Raw genomic sequence first — 15,249 nt, forward strand, 5'->3', positions numbered from 1 at the left:
GCGCTGTTAAACCTTTTGACCGCCGTTTTTTACTTCCTGAATAGCCGCCACAATGTTGGAGTAGGCGCCGCAGCGGCAGATGTTGCCGCTCATGAATTCGCGAATTTCGCCCTCCGAATCGGCGTGGCCTTCGCGGATGCAAGCCACCGCCGACATGATCTGACCGGGCGTGCAGTAGCCGCACTGAAAGCCATCATGCTTCACGAAAGCCTCCTGCATAGGATGGAGGTTGTCCCCGTTGGCTAGGCCTTCAATGGTCGTGATTTTGCGGCCTTCCTGCATCACAGCTAATGTCAGACAAGAGTTGATGCGCTGCCCATCCAGGTGGACGGTGCAGGCGCCGCACTGTCCATAGTCGCAGCCTTTCTTAGTGCCGGTGAGGTGCAGTTGCTCGCGAAGCAGGTCGAGAAGGGTGGTGCGCGGCTCCACTGAGAGCTTGTGCTTCACACCATTTACTTCTAGTTTAAGCGGCACTTTCTCGAAAGCAGCGGCTACAGTTTCGTCGAGCTGTGCCGCGGCGGCCTGCACAATGGGGCCGGGCGTGAAGGCCATGGCCGTGAGCAGGGAGGACTGTTTAAGGAAGGTACGCCGGGAGTCGTCGTGATGGCTTCCTTGCTCAGGTTCAGTATTCATCGCTAGGGAGAGTGAGAGGATAGAAAACAGATGCTGGTAGCTAAAAGGCTTATGTATTCTAGTACCGCTGCCTTTGCTACCTATATATTACAGAGCAGGTCCGACTGTGCGGGTTAACCGTCGGTCTTATTTAATCTACGTGTCGGTGGCCGTAGCGTTGGTTTCGACACCCCGCCAGATGGTGAGGATAACAAGGGCATTAAATCGGGAGTACTTGACCTCATCGAAAATATCGCCTTTATTCCGTGAAAGCGGATAGATTTTTAAGATTGTTCGTATGCCTTACTAGTATGCTGAAATGGTTTAAGGTGCGAAGGGGAAGGCGAATCAATCGTTTTTTAGGAAGCCAAGAAAGCTGTTATCGTATGGGAGTACGTCAAGGTGAGTTGGTGCATGGCTCGAGTACAGGCGACGTAGAGCATGCTTTTATCTACCTCCGTCCTATAATTACGAGCAGAGGCAAAGGGCACCAAAACCGTATCAAATTCAAGTCCCTTGGCTAAGTGAGCAGTGGTGATGACGACCCCTTCCTTAAAGGTGGTGGACTCGGCCGTGAGTAACTGAATGTGGGGGGCTTTTTTTAGGGCCTCATACACCTGCTCGGCTTGGCGGAGGGTTTTGCAGATAATGCCCAGAGAATGATGACCGGCGTTTTGAAAGGAGAGAGTTACCTGTTGGATGGTTTCTAACTCCTCCTCGTGGCTGTTGCAGTGCACCATCGCGGGCTCTTGCCCGTGCCGTTCCAGCGGAATGATATCCGGGTTGGGAGTGATGCGCTGCGCGAAGGCCGTGATTTCCACAGTCGAGCGGTAGCTGCGGTAGAGCTTGACAACTTCGGCTTGCGGAAATACTCGCTCAATAGTTTCGGCGGAAGACGCGCTGTAAGGGTTCACTGTCTGGCTGACATCGCCCAGAATGGTCTTGCGGCAGTTGAACAGGCGAGACAGGACGGCGTATTGAACGGGAGTGTAATCCTGCATCTCGTCCACAAGCAAGTGCTTCACGTGGTCGTAAGGAGCCAGTCCTTCCAGGCGCAGGCGCAGGTAGATCAGGGCAAAGACATCCGCGTATTCCAGGTGCAAGCGGTGGTCAAGCTTAAGGAGTTCGGGCCGGCCGATCCAGCGGTAAAAATCCCGGTACAGGTCCGACACATGGTGAAACCGGAACATGCGCGGAATGGCTTCCCCGATGATTCCTTTTTCCGGACCGGTCAGCTTCCGGCCGGCGGCATCGCGCACATAAGCCCTCACGTCATTCGCAACCAGCGCAAACCGTTTCAAGAGCGGCACCCGGTGGTAGGCTTTGAACTTCTGCTGAATAAATGCGCCGGGCACCACAGTCCGGCCCACCCGCAGCTCGGTTACGGTGAAGTAAGTATTCTCTACGTGAAGCAGGTACTGATTTAACTGGCTGAGAAACTCGAACGAGGACTTGAAACGGATGCGCTCGATGAACGCCGGCTCGTGCTTCTCCAGTAGCGCGGACACCTGCTCAAAAAAGGTCTGAAATGAGTACCGAGGGTCGAGCAGGTCGGCTGCCAGCTCTTCCATGCCTAGCTCGGGAATATGCTCTTCCCCCAGCTCGGGCAAGACGTTCGAGATGTAATCCGCGAAGACCTTGTTGGGCGAAAGGATGAGAATGTCTTTGGCCGCAATGGTTTCCCGGAAGCGGTACAACAAGAACGCAATGCGATGCAGAGCAATGGAGGTTTTACCCGACCCGGCCACGCCCTGAATGACCATCACCGAGGTCGTTTCGTTGCGGATTACTGCGTTTTGATCCCGTTGGATGGTGGCGACGATGTTCTTCAGCTTATCATCCGAGGACTTGGCCAACTCGCGTTGGAGCACGTCGTCGTGAATATTCAGCTCACTGTCCAGCATGAACTCCAGGCTGCCATCCCGGATCTTGTATTGCCGCTTCAGCTCGATGGTGCCGTGAACGGTGCCGGAAGGGGTGGCGTAGGAAGCCTTACCTAGCTCGAAATCGTAAAACAGGGAAGAGATGGGAGCGCGCCAATCGTAGATAAGATTGCGGCGCTGCTGCTCATCAAAAAAGGAATGCACGCCAATGTAGACCGGCGCCGCACCCTGATTCTGGGGGGCAAAATCTAGGCGGCCAAAGTAGGGGGACTGGGTGAGCTTGAGGAGCTTCCGCTTACGGGCAACGGCAGCGTCGCCCGTAAAGGCCATGCGATTAATCGACTGGCCGGCGGCGACCATGTCGGCGTCGTCCATGCCGGACTGGTGCTCGTGGATATACTCTTTTTTCTGCCGAAGCTCGTTGGAGAACTGCCGGACGGCGTCATCAACCCGCCGAACAGCCAGCGTCAGTTGCTCTTTAATTTCTTCTAAGTATTCTCTTTCTTCTCGTTCTGTTGCGTTCATCACAGGCAGCACTTGCATAATGGACCCCAAAGGTGCCATCAAATTCCGGTCGGCAGAAGCGTTTTGGTTTTTTATTAGGCTCGCTACTCTGCTTCGGCTGGTGTCCGCTTGGTGCTCTAACGTGTTCTCTTGTCGTGTAACGGACTAGTCTGGTTTCAAGGGTTTCACCACCGGGCCGTCCTGCTTCCCTGGGTCCGCCTTCAGGGCTACACCATTGAGGGTGACCTGCTTGAATTTTACGTCTGAGTATTTATTGGGAAAGGCCGCTGTTTCCGCCGTAGCATCCACGTTTTTAAAGGTGATGTTAGATACCTTATCGGTTGGATTGCCATTTAAGACCGCAAACTGCTTGCACTTCACTTTGATATTAGAAAGGGTGATATTGCGGATAGTGCCAAAGGGTTTTTCCGTGCTGCCCGCCATGTTGAAGAACTGCGTCCAGGGCGAGAGCGTAACGATAGTGCCGCAGCGGCCGGTCACGTTGTCCGCGGTGATGTTCTCGTAGAGTTGGTAGGTGTCGGGGCGCATCTTGAAGAGCAGGAGCGGCCGGTCATTGTCCACGCGGCAGTTGCGCACCGTGATGCGGTTGGCGTGAATGCACTCGCTGCCCATGGTTACGGCCGCATGCACTTCTCCAAAGGTAACGTTCTCTATCAGCACGTCTTCGACCGCCCCATTCTCCGGGAGTTTTTGGGCATTGGGGCCTTTTCCTCCTTTCATCACGATGCCATCGTCGTTGACGGAGATATAGCAATTGCGCACGGTCACTTTCTTACACGCGTCGATATCTACGGCATCGGTGCTCGGCGCCTTCACTGGCCGGAACGGCGAGCGAATATCACAGCCCTCTATCAGCACATTGGTACACTTGTACAAGTGCGTGGTCCAGAAGCCGGCGTTGTGCAGCTTCACATTCTCAATGGTTACGTTGTTGCAGCCCCAGATAAAGAGTAGGCGGGGACGGTGCACCTCCAGATTGGTAGACGATTTGCCAATTTTCTGCATAGAATCGCGGTGCGCCCAGAAGTTCTTCCAGAACCGTAGCCCATTGCCGTCGATGGTGCCGGGGCCCGTTATCCGAAAGCCATTCACCTGGTAGGCATTGACGAGCGCCGCATAGTAATCCAGACTTTGGCCTTCCATCCGCGAGGGAATGAGGGGATAGTGAGCGATATTATCGGAGCCCTTGAGTTTGGCGCCTGCCTGTAAGCGCAGCTGCGTGTTCGGCTTAAAAAACAGGGCCCCGCTCAGAAACACTCCTTTAGGAATCACGACGGTGCCGCCGCCGTCGGCATTGGCTTTGTCGATGGTGCGCTGAATGGCCTCAGTACTGAGCTGGGTGCTGTCGGGGCCCGCCCCAAATTCCGTGATAATGTAATCTTTAGGGGCGACACCTTTCGGTTCAGGCATCTCTGCTTGGAAGGGCAAACAGAAGGCCGTGAATATCAGCGGGAGCAGGGCAAAAAGAGCTTTCATAGGCGGAGAATAGGCTAGAGAGCCCAAAGAAGCAGGTTCCTTGGGAGCGTACCGTCCTGTAGTGACCTGCCAGCCGCTTTCCGCCGAACTGCCAGTTGTTAGGCAACGGCGGTAACCTCTGACCAGCCAATTACTTCATCTTATAAACTCTGCTTGGGGCAAACGCCTCCCCTACTTCACGGCAAGAGGACTAACAGTGCCAGTTTGTTTGTCTACGTCGAAGGCGGCTTTGTTCGGCATGCGGCCGGCCCAGTCGGTGCGGGGTACTAATATTTGCCAGTGGTCATTTACCTCAAGTACCCGGGCCGAATCCAGCTGGTAGAGGGCGGCATTGGGCTGCTGCTCCACAAAACGAGCAACGGCAGCGCGGGCCTGCGCTTCGGTGGAAGCTGCTGCACTAGCATTGGCAGGTTGCTGCGATGGGGTAGAGGTCACGGGTTGGCCAGGCTGGCAACTGTATAGTCCCGCCAGAGTGGCGGATAGTACTACAAGCGAGATGGATTTGTGCATGGGCACAAGGTAGGAAAAGTGCTGACTTAGCGAGTGACACTCATTAGCTTAACGAAGCTAGCCGCAGTGGGGGGCAATTTGTTCGGTAGCTGAGGCGAGAGTCAGCCGATCTGTACTTGGCTGATAGTCAGATCGTGCTCCTGTGGAGTAGTGCCAATTGCTGCGCGATGATTTGCTACCTAATCGATAACTAAACGCAGGACAGAAGACTCGGCGCCTGCCTGTACCCATAAGGCATAGAGCCCTGGAGATAAATCCGTTAAATCAAGTGGGTAATCCAGATTGTTGGCTTGGGAGGCAGCCCAGCAGGTTTGTACTACTCTACCTAGGCCATCGATAATAGTAAAGCGTACACGAGCAGAGTAGCGTGTTAGTGGTAACCGAATAGTCGCCGTGTTATGGGCCGGATTTGGGTACACGCTTACGCCCGCAAGCTGCCCCGGAGAACTTGACCCTAGGATGGTGTTGTCGCTCAACGAGGCAACATAAGCAACCTGATTTCTGCTGTCGGCCGCTGCAATAGGTTGAGAGCCGAACTTCGCTGTGGTTCCGACGACAGAGCCTACCACATATACATTCATACCCTGCGCGTCAACCGCTAGCCCCCAACCCATATCGCTGTCTGAGCCACCGGCCTGCTGACTCCAGACAAAGCTGCCGCTAGGGCCAGCATCGGTGAGCTTGGCCACAACTATATCGGCCGTGTTGGTACTATTATCAAGATTGGTAACGGAGGTGCTCCCGAAAGCGGCCGTAGCGCTTAGAAAGTAGCCCGCTATGTATATGTTGCGCCCATTCACTGCTAATGACGATGGATATTCGTTTTTTATCCCACCCGCTTGCTGTGCCCAAATAAAGCTGGCCGCTGAGCCGGTGTCGGTCACTTTGGCCACGAATATATCGTAGGTGCCGGCACTCACATTGGTCAGGCTAAGGCTACCGAAACCGACCGTGGGGCTTGAAAAAAAGCCCCCCACGTACACGCTCGTGCCGCTTGCGGCTATGGAGTTGGCGTAGTCAAGCCGGTCGCCACCGCAGCGAAGTGCCCACGCGAAACTGCCGGCAGTGCCCGCATCGGTAATTTTCACCACGAATCCATCGGCGCTGATACTGGTATTAGCGACGGTATTAGTGAGGCTAGTGCCATCAAATTGTGCTACCGCGCTGGTGTAAGAGCCAACGGCATACACACTCTGGCCGCTTACCGCCAAGCCTTCGGCTATGTCTTCGCCGCCGCCGCCCGCCTGTTGTGCCCATACGAAGCTGCTGCTACTGCCTTCATCCCGCAGCTTCACCACGAACATATCCTTGGTGCCTGCGTTCGCGTGGGTTAGGCTGAGACTACCGAAGCTGACCGTAGGACTCGAAAAAAAGCCCCCCACGTAAATGCTCGTGCCGTTTATAGCTAAGGTTTTAGCCTCATCGGCCCCCACGCCACCCGCCCGCTGCGCCCACACAAAACTACCGCTAGAGCCAGCATCAACGAGCTTGGCCACGACTATATCGGCCGTGTTGGTACTGTTATCGAAGTTAGCGAGCGTAATGCTGCCAAAATCAACCGTCGGGCTCTGAAACGCACCGGCGATATAGATATTGGAGCCATTCACAGCAATTGCCGTCGCGTAGTCGCTGCCGAATCCGGCTCCTCCGGCTCGCTGCGCCCACACAAAGCTCTTAGTAGCTGAACTCCACTTAGCTACAAAGATGTCGTTGTTGCCTGCACTCGTTAAAGTAGTGCCGCCGAAAGTGGCAGTGCCATACAGATTGCCAACCAAAAACACGTTGCCGTTTGCATCCGTTGCGGTTGCCCTAATGGATGTGATGCTACTGGCGGCCTGACTAACGGCCATGGCCATTTGCCAAGTTGGCGTCTGGGCCTGCGCTGTGGTGGCCCGCAGTATCAGGACTAAAAAGAAAGCCCAATAGGCAAACCAAGGCTGAGTGTAGCGCAGAAGCGGCGGGAACTGATTGGCTACCATACGACGCTGGTTATATGTCTGAGATATTATTCCCGCTTGGTCGCTTTCTGAGTCAGTGTTTCAACTTAGCGCATCTGGCGCAACCAGGCGGCGGCGGCTACTTCGTCCTGAAATACATGATAAAACAGGCTGCCTTCTCGGGCGTCGTGCATAATCTGCGTGGAAGATAAGCGGGCAAAAACATCATTGGGCAATAGAATGGCCGCAATGATTTTGCGTTGCTCGTTATGAATCCATTCCTGGTTTATCAAAGCGCGCTCCTCCTCCGTGAAGGGCGACATGGCCCGCTGATCAGTCAATACATGGGTCCAGCCCCGACGCGTAAGGAGATTTCCTGTATGGATAAGAAATGCTTTGAAGTCGCTGAACTGGCGCTTGCCCGGTTTGTATTGCACCACGGCATACGCATCGGCGTGTTCTGAGAGGCGGCCGACCGCGTTTTCGTAGTAAAGAGAGTGAATAGAAAGAGGCATGAGAAGCTTGCAGAAAAGCGCCAGTTGGGCGGAAGCAAAATAGATAAGTAAGCAACGCTAAGGGCAGGAAATCTAACTGGAAATTCAAGCCAATACAACCAAAACGCCCCGACTTGTTTGAGGCGACTGAATAAAGCACGATTTTGCCCCCCAGAGTAGTTCTTAAGCAAATGGAAAGGGTTGCATAAGGCTTGCCGGCTAACCCTCACGATCGAACTTCTACTGGTCCCGGCGCGTACTCTGCATTCATGTTGCTCATGCGCTTGAAAAGACTGATAGTGTCTTCAAACGGTCTCGCTCTGGCATAGAGGGGCCCACGTCATCCACAAATCCTCTATGAGTGAGAGTGCACAGTTTGTAAATAGCGAACAGAGGTTTCGGTCGCTATTTGAGAACAATCTGGACTTTATTCTTTTCCAGGACCGAAATGGGGTTATTCTGGATGTAAATGAGCCTTTTCTGCAGCTTTTGCACTGCTCCAAAGCAGATGTGCTGGGTAAGGATATTTCTGATTTTCTGCCGCCGGAGCTGATTCCTGTGTTTCGGGAGAAGCTGATCCAAGCTTTTCAGGGCACGCGGGTACAATTTGATGTAGCGGTACAGTTTAGGGGTGCGGAGCCGAAAGTGCTCAGTGTCTCGAAGGTGCCGCTGCTGGTGGATGGGTTAGTGAGAGGCGTACACATGGTTGCGCGCGACATCACGGACCTAACGGCGTCTCACCAGATGATTGAGCAGCAGGCCAGAAAGCTCAACACCATCTTTGAGAGCATCACGGACGCGCTTTTTCTAGTTGACCGGGAGTGGCGTCTGACTTTTCTAAATAGCGAAGTAGAGCGCCTGCTGCAGGTAGACCGTGAGCAGGCGCTGGGCAAAAACCTCTGGACCTTATTTCCAGACGAGGTTGGCGGCGAGTTTTATCAGCACTATCATCAGGCCTTCGAAATGGGCCGAGCCGTACATTTTGAGGCCTATTACGCTACCCTGCGGCTGTGGCTGGAAGTTAAGGCTTTCCCCTCAGAAGAAGGATTGTCCGTGTATTTCTCGGACATTTCGCTGCGCCATGAAGCCCAAGCCAGCCAAGAAAAGCTAGCTCAGGACCTGCACCGGCAAAATCAGGATCTGCAACAGTTTACCTACATCGTTTCGCATAATCTGCGGGGGCCTTTGGCTAATGCTATGGGCTTATCACAGCTTCTGCTGGCCCCCGATCCGGATCAGGCCACGCTGCTGAGTCATTTGCAAACCAGCCTCGTGCAGCTCGATGTGGTGCTGCAGGATATGAACACCATTCTTACCGTGCGCGACAAGCAGGACGTGGCTGATGTGCCCGCGCCCACACGCCTTGCTGATGTGCTGGACTTGGTGCTGCAGGAGATGAATGAGCCGCTGCAGCAGGCTGGGGGGCAAATTATTCGCGACTTCCCGCAGGATTTGCACACGCACGGCAACCGAGCCTATATCTACAGCATTCTTCTAAATCTGCTTTCCAATTCCATTCGGTATCGCTCGCAGCAGCGTGCCCTCGTCGTTACTATTACCGGCAGCCCACATCCCGAAGGAGGTGCCCAGCTCACCTTTGCCGACAACGGTTCGGGCTTCGATCAGGCGAAAGCGGGCGCCGACGTATTCAAGCTCTACAAGCGTTTTCATCCCACGCCCGCGGGCCGCGGCATGGGCTTGTACCTAGTGAAAGCCCACGTCGAGTCGATGGGGGGCACTATTGCGGTTGAAAGCCAAGTGGAAACGGGTACGCAGTTCTTTTTATACTTGCCTTAAACTAGCTATGCATACAGTCCTAATCGACGATGATTATATCAGCATATTTCTCACCACCAGAATATTGCAGCGAGAAAACTTCACCGATACTATCACCTCTTTTCAGTTGCCCCAGGAAGCACTCGACTACCTTCAGAATGCGCTGCCGAACCAAGTGCCAGACGTCGTTTTTCTGGATCTGAATATGCCAATCATGAACGGCTGGGACTTTTTGGATGCCTTGAGACCCCTAGAAGCTCAACTAGCCGGGCGGTGTTCCATCTATATCCTTACCTCGTCTCTGGCTCCTTCCGACAAGCTGAAAGCAGAAGAATACAGTCTGGTGGCTAGCGTGATAAATAAACCCTTGGACGGCCCGAAACTGCAAGCCATTCGTACGCAGGTGCTGGAAAGCCGCTCCTGACTCTTCGCGTCGAGTGCCACATAAAAGGGCATTTGCTGCGTACGAATTCTTTAGAGAAAGCTGGGGGGCAAATTTGATGTGACCCGACAGCGCGGGTCCGCGTAGAAGAAGGTTTTACGATTTGTTATTCTGTTCGGGTGCTGCTATGTGGTGGATGTTTGCCCTGCTGTCCGCTCTTTTTGCGGCACTTACTGCCGTGCTGGCCAAAGTTGGAATTAAGGGCGTCGACTCTAATCTGGCTACTGCCGTGCGCACGGTGGTTGTGTTGGTGCTGGCCTGGGGTATCGTAGTGGCGCGGGGCAGCCTGGGGGAGCTACATTCCCTTACGCGCACCAATTGGTTGTTTTTAGGTTTGTCGGGGGTGGCTACCGGTCTTTCCTGGATCTTCTATTTTCGGGCTTTGCAGCTGGGCAAGGTGTCGCAGGTTGCGCCCGTCGATAAGCTGAGTGTGGCCTTGGCAATCGTGCTTTCTATCGTGTTTTTGGGCGAAAAGCTAACCTGGCAAACGGGAGTAGGGGCTGCACTTATCATCACGGGAACGCTGGTATTGGTTTGGGACTAATCAAGTAATTGCTGATTGGTCACAACGGCTCGACACTAAGTACCGTTTGCTTCCTGTGGAATAGCATCTCTAACCCCAGGGCTAAGGTGCGCTTCTGCTACGAGTAATCTTTCTTTCGCTTATACTTACCTGCCTGCAGGACAAGCCTAACTACCAAAAGCACAGATAATGAGCGCAACGCCGACTAATTTTTCGTTTGGAATGATTGGCCTAGGTACCATGGGCCGCAACCTGCTTCTGAACCTCGCTGACCACAACTTTGGCGTGGCGGGCTACGATAAAGACGCCAGCAAAATAACGCTGCTGGCCGAGGAAGGCGCGGGCAAGCCCGTGCAGGGCTTTACCGATCTGACGCAGTTTATCGACAGCATCCAGACGCCCCGCTCCATTATGCTGTTGGTGCCGGCCGGCAAAATCGTGGACAGCGTCATCGAAGAGCTGCGGCCGTTGCTGGCGCCCGGCGACATTATCATCGATGGCGGAAACTCCCATTTCTCGGACACCACGCGCCGCGCGGCTTTCCTGAAAGAGGCTGGATTCCACTTCTTCGGTATGGGTATTTCGGGTGGCGAAGAGGGTGCCCGCTTTGGCCCCAGCATGATGCCCGGCGGCGACAAACAGGCTTACCAGGTAATGCAGCCCATGTTTGAAGCCATTGCGGCCCGCGTGAATGATGAGCCCTGCGTGACGTATATCGGACCCGGCGCTGCCGGTCACTTCGTGAAGATGGTGCACAACGGTATCGAGTACGGTTTGATGCAGCTAATTGCCGAAACCTACGAGGTGATGAAGCGGGGCGCAGGCCTCGACAACGACGCCATCGGGCAGGTGTTCGCGCAGTGGAATGCGGGCCGGTTGCAGTCCTTCCTGTTGGATATTACTAAAGATATCTTTGTCTTCCGCGCGCCCCACACCGACCATCTATTGCTCGACGATATAAAAGACGAAGCGCGCTCCAAAGGCACTGGTATGTGGACCTCGCAGGTAGCAATGGAGCTGGAAGTGCCCATTCCGACCATCGACACGGCCGTTGCCCTGCGCAACTTATCTAAGTATAAGGGGCTGCGCGAGCAACTGGCTACGCTATACAGCAACCTGGCACCAACGGCATCGGCAGCCGCAGATGGGGGGGCTTTTCTCAGCAACCTAGAGCAAGCGTTTTACTTCAGCATGGTCGTCACGTATGCCCAAGGCATGCATCTGCTGGCTAAGGCCTCTGCGGCTTACGACTACGGATTGCAACTAGCTGACATCGCCAGAATATGGCGTGGAGGGTGCATTATTCGCTCAAGTTTTCTGAACGACATATTCAACGCGTATCAGCAAAACCCTGCGCTGGAGCATCTGCTGCTGGATGCGCAGGTAGCCGCGGTAGTGAACCAAGCGGTGCCCGGCACCCGTCAAATAGTGGCAGCGGCCGTTGCGGGGGGCATTTCTATGCCAGCGTATGCGGCTTCGCTCAGCTATTTTGAATCGTTCCGCAGCGCCCGCCTGCCCTCGAATCTGATTCAGGCCCAGCGCGATTATTTCGGCGCCCACACCTACGAGCTGATTGGGCACGAAGGCGTGTTCCATACGCAGTGGACGCCAGTGCACGAGGACGCAGCCAATAAACAGTCGGTGCAGGAAGACCCGGAAAAGAAAACCGAGGAGCCAGTCATTCCTAATAAGTAGGCTGCGGCCATTCATTAACCTATTCGCTACATCCTACGCATGAGCTCCAGCAAAGAAACTCAGCCCACTATCTTCGTCATCTTCGGCGGCACCGGAGATTTGAATGCCCGCAAACTGACGCCAGCGCTTTATCATCTGTATCTGGATGGCTGGCTGCCCCAGCACTTTGCCATTATCGGCAGTGGCCGCACGCCCTTAACGGATGAGGAGTTTCGCACGAAGCTACTGGACGACATCAACCAGTTTTCGCGCAGTGGTAAGGCCGATAAGGATAAGTGGAAGGAGTTTGCTCAGCATATCGTTTATCAGGCGGCCGATGTGAAGGATGCGGCTACCTATAAAAAGTTTGGCCAGCGCATCGACGAGTACAAGAAGGAGTGGAGTGTGCAGCCCAACGTAATTTACTATCTGGCAGTGGCACCCGAGTTCTTCCCGACTATCGCCTCCAATCTGGCCAAGAGCAAGCTCGCCTCCGATACCACCTGCACGCGCATTGTTATCGAAAAGCCCTTTGGCCACGATCTGGAATCGTCGCGGGAGCTGAACAAGCTGCTGTCCGATATTTTTGATGAGCGCCAGATCTACCGGATTGATCATTATCTGGGTAAGGAAACCGTGCAGAATATCATGGCTTTCCGCTTTGCCAATGCGCTGTTTGAGCCTCTTTGGAACCGCAACTACATCGAGCACGTGCAGATTTCCGTGACCGAGCAGCTAGGTGTAGGCGAGCGCAGTGGCTACTACGACGGCGCCGGTGCCATGCGCGACATGATTCAGAACCATCTGTTGCAGCTTCTTTGCCTGGTAGCCATGGAGCCGCCCGTCAACTTTACCGCCGATGAAGTGCGCAACCGCAAAGTGGATGTGCTGCGAGCGATGCGACGGTTTACGCCAGAAGACATTCGCGAATCGGCGGTGCGCGGACAGTATGGGGCGGGCTGGATGCAGGGCGAACAAGTGCCCGGGTATCGGGAAGAGCCCGGTGCTAACCCTAAGTCTAACACCGAAACCTTTGCCGCGGTGAAGTTCTTCGTGGATAATTGGCGCTGGCAAGATGTGCCCTTTTATGTACGCACCGGCAAGCGCATGCACCGCTCAGCATCCAGCATCACCATTCAGTTCAGAGACGTTCCGCACTTTGTTTTTCCGCCCGAAACCGCCGAAAGCTGGCAGCAAAATCGGTTGGTTATCAGTATTCAGCCTGAAATGAGCATCCGATTACAAGTTCAGGCCAAGCGCCCCGGCCTCGATATGATGCTCAATACCGTAGATATGGTGTTCGACTACAAAGGAACCTACACCAGTCAGGCGCCGGAAGCCTACGAAACTTTACTGCTGGATACGATGCTGGGCGACCAGACCTTATTTATGCGCGGCGACCAAGTAGAAGCCGCCTGGGATTTGCTCATGCCTGTCCTGAACTCGTGGCAGGGCAGGGCCAGCCAGAGCTTCCCTAACTATTCGGCCGACTCGTGGGGACCGGAAGTGGCGGAGGCGCTCATCGCCCGCGACGGATTCCATTGGTTTACGCTCCCGCTTAATGGCAATGAATAAAGCCCCCCACCTGCACATTTGCGCCACACCCGCCGAGGTACTCACTGGCTTGGCTGACTACTTTGTGGAGTTGGCCAACCAGGCTATATCGAAGCGAGGCCGCTTCTCCGTGGCGTTGTCGGGGGGCAATTCTCCCAAGAAATTCTACGAGCTTCTAGCCTCATCATCGTATCGGAGCCGAGTAGCTTGGGAAAAAGTCGATTTCTTCTTCGGTGATGAGCGCTACGTGCCCCACACCGACCCGGAAAGCAATTACCTGCTCGCCAAAAAGGCCCTTTTTGACCCCTTGCAGATCGAATCCTCCCAGGTTTTTGCTATTGATACCGCGCTTGCTCCCGCAGAGGCGGCTCAGCAGTACACCCAGACCATTGAGGACTACTTCGGTCAAAAGCAAGCGCGCTTTGACTTGGTTCTGTTGGGCCTGGGAGATAATTCGCACACCGCGTCCTTGTTCCCGCATACTCCAGTACTGCATGAAACCGGGGTGGGGGCGAAGGAAGTGTTTGTGGAAGAGAAGAAAGCTTACCGGATAACGCTTACCGCGCCGCTTATCAATCAGGCTCAAGCTATTGCTTTTCTGGTGTATGGGGCTGATAAAGCCGCTGCCGTGCAACGCGTCTTAACCGCCGAACGCAATGTAGAGGAGCTTCCGGCCCAACTTATTACTGCTGTTTCCGGCGAGCTACAGTGGTTTTTAGATGCTTCCGCTGCCGCACAGCTACCTGATAGTCAGAAATAGAACCAGCTCAGGTCAAGGCAATTTTGTAAAGTCGACTGCATCAGCCGGCTCAGCTCCGGGCCGCAGCACAAGCAGCTTTTCCTCTTGAGCAATTATAGCTGCGTGCGCCAAACCCAGAAATAAGCCGTGTTCTACAATACCTGGAATGGCTTGCAGTTGAAGTGCAAGCTCCGCCGGGTCGGGTATAGAGCGGAAATGACAATCTAACAGTAAGTTGCCCTGGTCGGAAAGAGCATTCTGGGGGCTTTTTTCTTGTCTACCCGCACTGTTGGCTCGCCTCCGCGCTGCGTTACGGCATCCAGTACCCAAGGCAGCGCAAAAGGTACCACTTCCAAGGGCAGCGGAAACTGGCCCAGTTGCGGCACCAGCTTCGAGGAGTCGGCAATGATCAACAGATAATCTGATGCTGTTGCCAGCACCTTTTCGCGCAGCAAGGCACCGCCACCTCCTTTTATAAGAGTGAGTTGCGGGTCAATTTCGTCGGCTCCATCTACGGTCAGGTCAAAGCGCAACCCGCGCCGGGGCGCTAACAACGGAATGCCTACGCTCCGAGCTAATGTCTCACTGGCCAGCGAGGTAGCCGTTGCCTGCACTCGAAGCTTTCCTGCTTGAAGCGCTTCGCCAAGCAGTTGAATAAAGTAAGCAGCCGTACTACCACTGCCTAGTCCCACCGACATACCATCGCTCACCCAATGTAGGGCTTGCGCCGCCGCACGCCGTTTTTCGTTGTCCACTAAGCCGCGCAATTCAGAGTTTGCCATAATAACCAATTTAAGCTTGACAGTAAGTTTCAACGACAATCCAGGTAAGCCACTTTAGTGAAGCATAGTATCAGACTTTACAAAAATGATAAATCAGCAAACAAGCATTCTGGGGGGCTTTTTTCTGTTTATAACCTCAAAATAGCACCTAACCTCTGCTCACTGACATCAAAGGCATTTCTATTAGCCCAATCGAGAAGTTAGTGTTGCATAAAGTCCGCTCAGTAGAGGCAGAGAGTGGATTGCACTGAAGTAATAGGTCTCAGAGTCTTGTGTCAGGCTACCCATTCTGGCGGCTAACTGAATGAAAAGAAAATATTTT

At 54.2% G+C, this 15,249-nt stretch carries 14 protein-coding genes; 6 read left to right on the forward strand and 8 right to left on the reverse strand.

Annotation, left to right across the window (positions count from 1 at the left end; all coding sequences use genetic code 11):
* Positions 1-6: 6 nt before the first annotated feature.
* The 6 genes from G7064_RS18010 to G7064_RS18035 all read right to left on the reverse strand — a co-directional run bounded on the left by G7064_RS18010 (position 7) and on the right by G7064_RS18035 (position 7,458).
* Positions 7-633 (reverse strand): (2Fe-2S)-binding protein, encoded by a 627-nt coding sequence (locus tag G7064_RS18010; protein ID WP_166074663.1) that lies wholly within the window; start codon positions 631-633, stop codon positions 7-9.
* Between the two features lie 338 nt (positions 634-971).
* Positions 972-3,038: a HelD family protein gene (locus G7064_RS18015; RefSeq protein ID WP_166074664.1), complete on the reverse strand. Its 2,067-nt coding sequence runs from the start codon at positions 3,036-3,038 to the stop codon at positions 972-974.
* A gap of 126 nt (positions 3,039-3,164) precedes the next feature.
* Positions 3,165-4,496: a glycoside hydrolase family 28 protein gene (locus G7064_RS18020; protein WP_205711135.1), complete on the reverse strand. Its 1,332-nt coding sequence runs from the start codon at positions 4,494-4,496 to the stop codon at positions 3,165-3,167.
* Positions 4,497-4,667: 171 nt separating this feature from the next.
* Complete coding sequence (locus G7064_RS18025; RefSeq protein ID WP_166074665.1) at positions 4,668-5,006, reverse strand: hypothetical protein; 339 nt, start codon at positions 5,004-5,006, stop codon at positions 4,668-4,670.
* Between the two features lie 179 nt (positions 5,007-5,185).
* Positions 5,186-6,985 (reverse strand): T9SS type A sorting domain-containing protein, encoded by a 1,800-nt coding sequence (locus G7064_RS18030; protein ID WP_166074666.1) that lies wholly within the window; start codon positions 6,983-6,985, stop codon positions 5,186-5,188.
* A 65-nt stretch (positions 6,986-7,050) separates the two neighbouring features.
* Positions 7,051-7,458, reverse strand: a complete 408-nt coding sequence (locus tag G7064_RS18035) for a hypothetical protein (protein ID WP_166074667.1) — start codon at positions 7,456-7,458, stop codon at positions 7,051-7,053.
* Positions 7,459-7,794: 336 nt separating this feature from the next.
* On the opposite strand from G7064_RS18035, the gene G7064_RS18040 reads away from it, so the two are divergent.
* From G7064_RS18040 to pgl, 6 genes are all read left to right on the forward strand, one after another.
* Positions 7,795-9,234, forward strand: a complete 1,440-nt coding sequence (locus G7064_RS18040) for a PAS domain-containing sensor histidine kinase (protein ID WP_166074668.1) — start codon at positions 7,795-7,797, stop codon at positions 9,232-9,234.
* Positions 9,235-9,241: 7 nt separating this feature from the next.
* Positions 9,242-9,637, forward strand: coding sequence for a two-component system response regulator (locus G7064_RS18045; protein WP_133273540.1), 396 nt, complete (start codon positions 9,242-9,244; stop codon positions 9,635-9,637).
* Between the two features lie 145 nt (positions 9,638-9,782).
* Positions 9,783-10,199, forward strand: a complete 417-nt coding sequence (locus G7064_RS18050) for an EamA family transporter (protein WP_166075202.1) — start codon at positions 9,783-9,785, stop codon at positions 10,197-10,199.
* 201 nt (positions 10,200-10,400) lie between these two features.
* Positions 10,401-11,873, forward strand: coding sequence for an NADP-dependent phosphogluconate dehydrogenase (gndA, locus tag G7064_RS18055; RefSeq protein ID WP_205711136.1), 1,473 nt, complete (start codon positions 10,401-10,403; stop codon positions 11,871-11,873).
* A gap of 39 nt (positions 11,874-11,912) precedes the next feature.
* Positions 11,913-13,427: a glucose-6-phosphate dehydrogenase gene (gene zwf, locus G7064_RS18060; protein ID WP_166074670.1), complete on the forward strand. Its 1,515-nt coding sequence runs from the start codon at positions 11,913-11,915 to the stop codon at positions 13,425-13,427.
* A complete protein-coding gene (gene pgl, locus G7064_RS18065) occupies positions 13,420-14,166 on the forward strand; it encodes a 6-phosphogluconolactonase (protein WP_166074671.1) in 747 nt (248 codons plus the stop codon). The genes zwf and pgl overlap by 8 nt, the downstream gene beginning before the upstream one ends.
* Before the next feature lie 12 nt (positions 14,167-14,178).
* Here pgl and G7064_RS23335 read toward each other — a convergent pair whose 3' ends face one another.
* Together G7064_RS23335 and rpiA are read right to left on the reverse strand one after the other, a co-directional pair.
* The gene (locus G7064_RS23335) at positions 14,179-14,475 is read right to left on the reverse strand and encodes a ribose-5-phosphate isomerase A (protein WP_205711137.1); all 297 of its coding nucleotides are present in this window, start codon (positions 14,473-14,475) and stop codon (positions 14,179-14,181) included.
* Complete coding sequence (rpiA, locus tag G7064_RS18070) at positions 14,370-14,927, reverse strand: ribose 5-phosphate isomerase A (protein WP_205711138.1); 558 nt, start codon at positions 14,925-14,927, stop codon at positions 14,370-14,372. Before rpiA ends, G7064_RS23335 begins: the two co-directional genes overlap by 106 nt.
* Between the last annotated feature and the right edge of the window lie 322 nt (positions 14,928-15,249).

Origin of the sequence: Hymenobacter sp. HDW8, from assembly GCF_011305775.1 — a bacterium.
GTDB lineage: Bacteria > Bacteroidota > Bacteroidia > Cytophagales > Hymenobacteraceae > Hymenobacter > Hymenobacter radiodurans.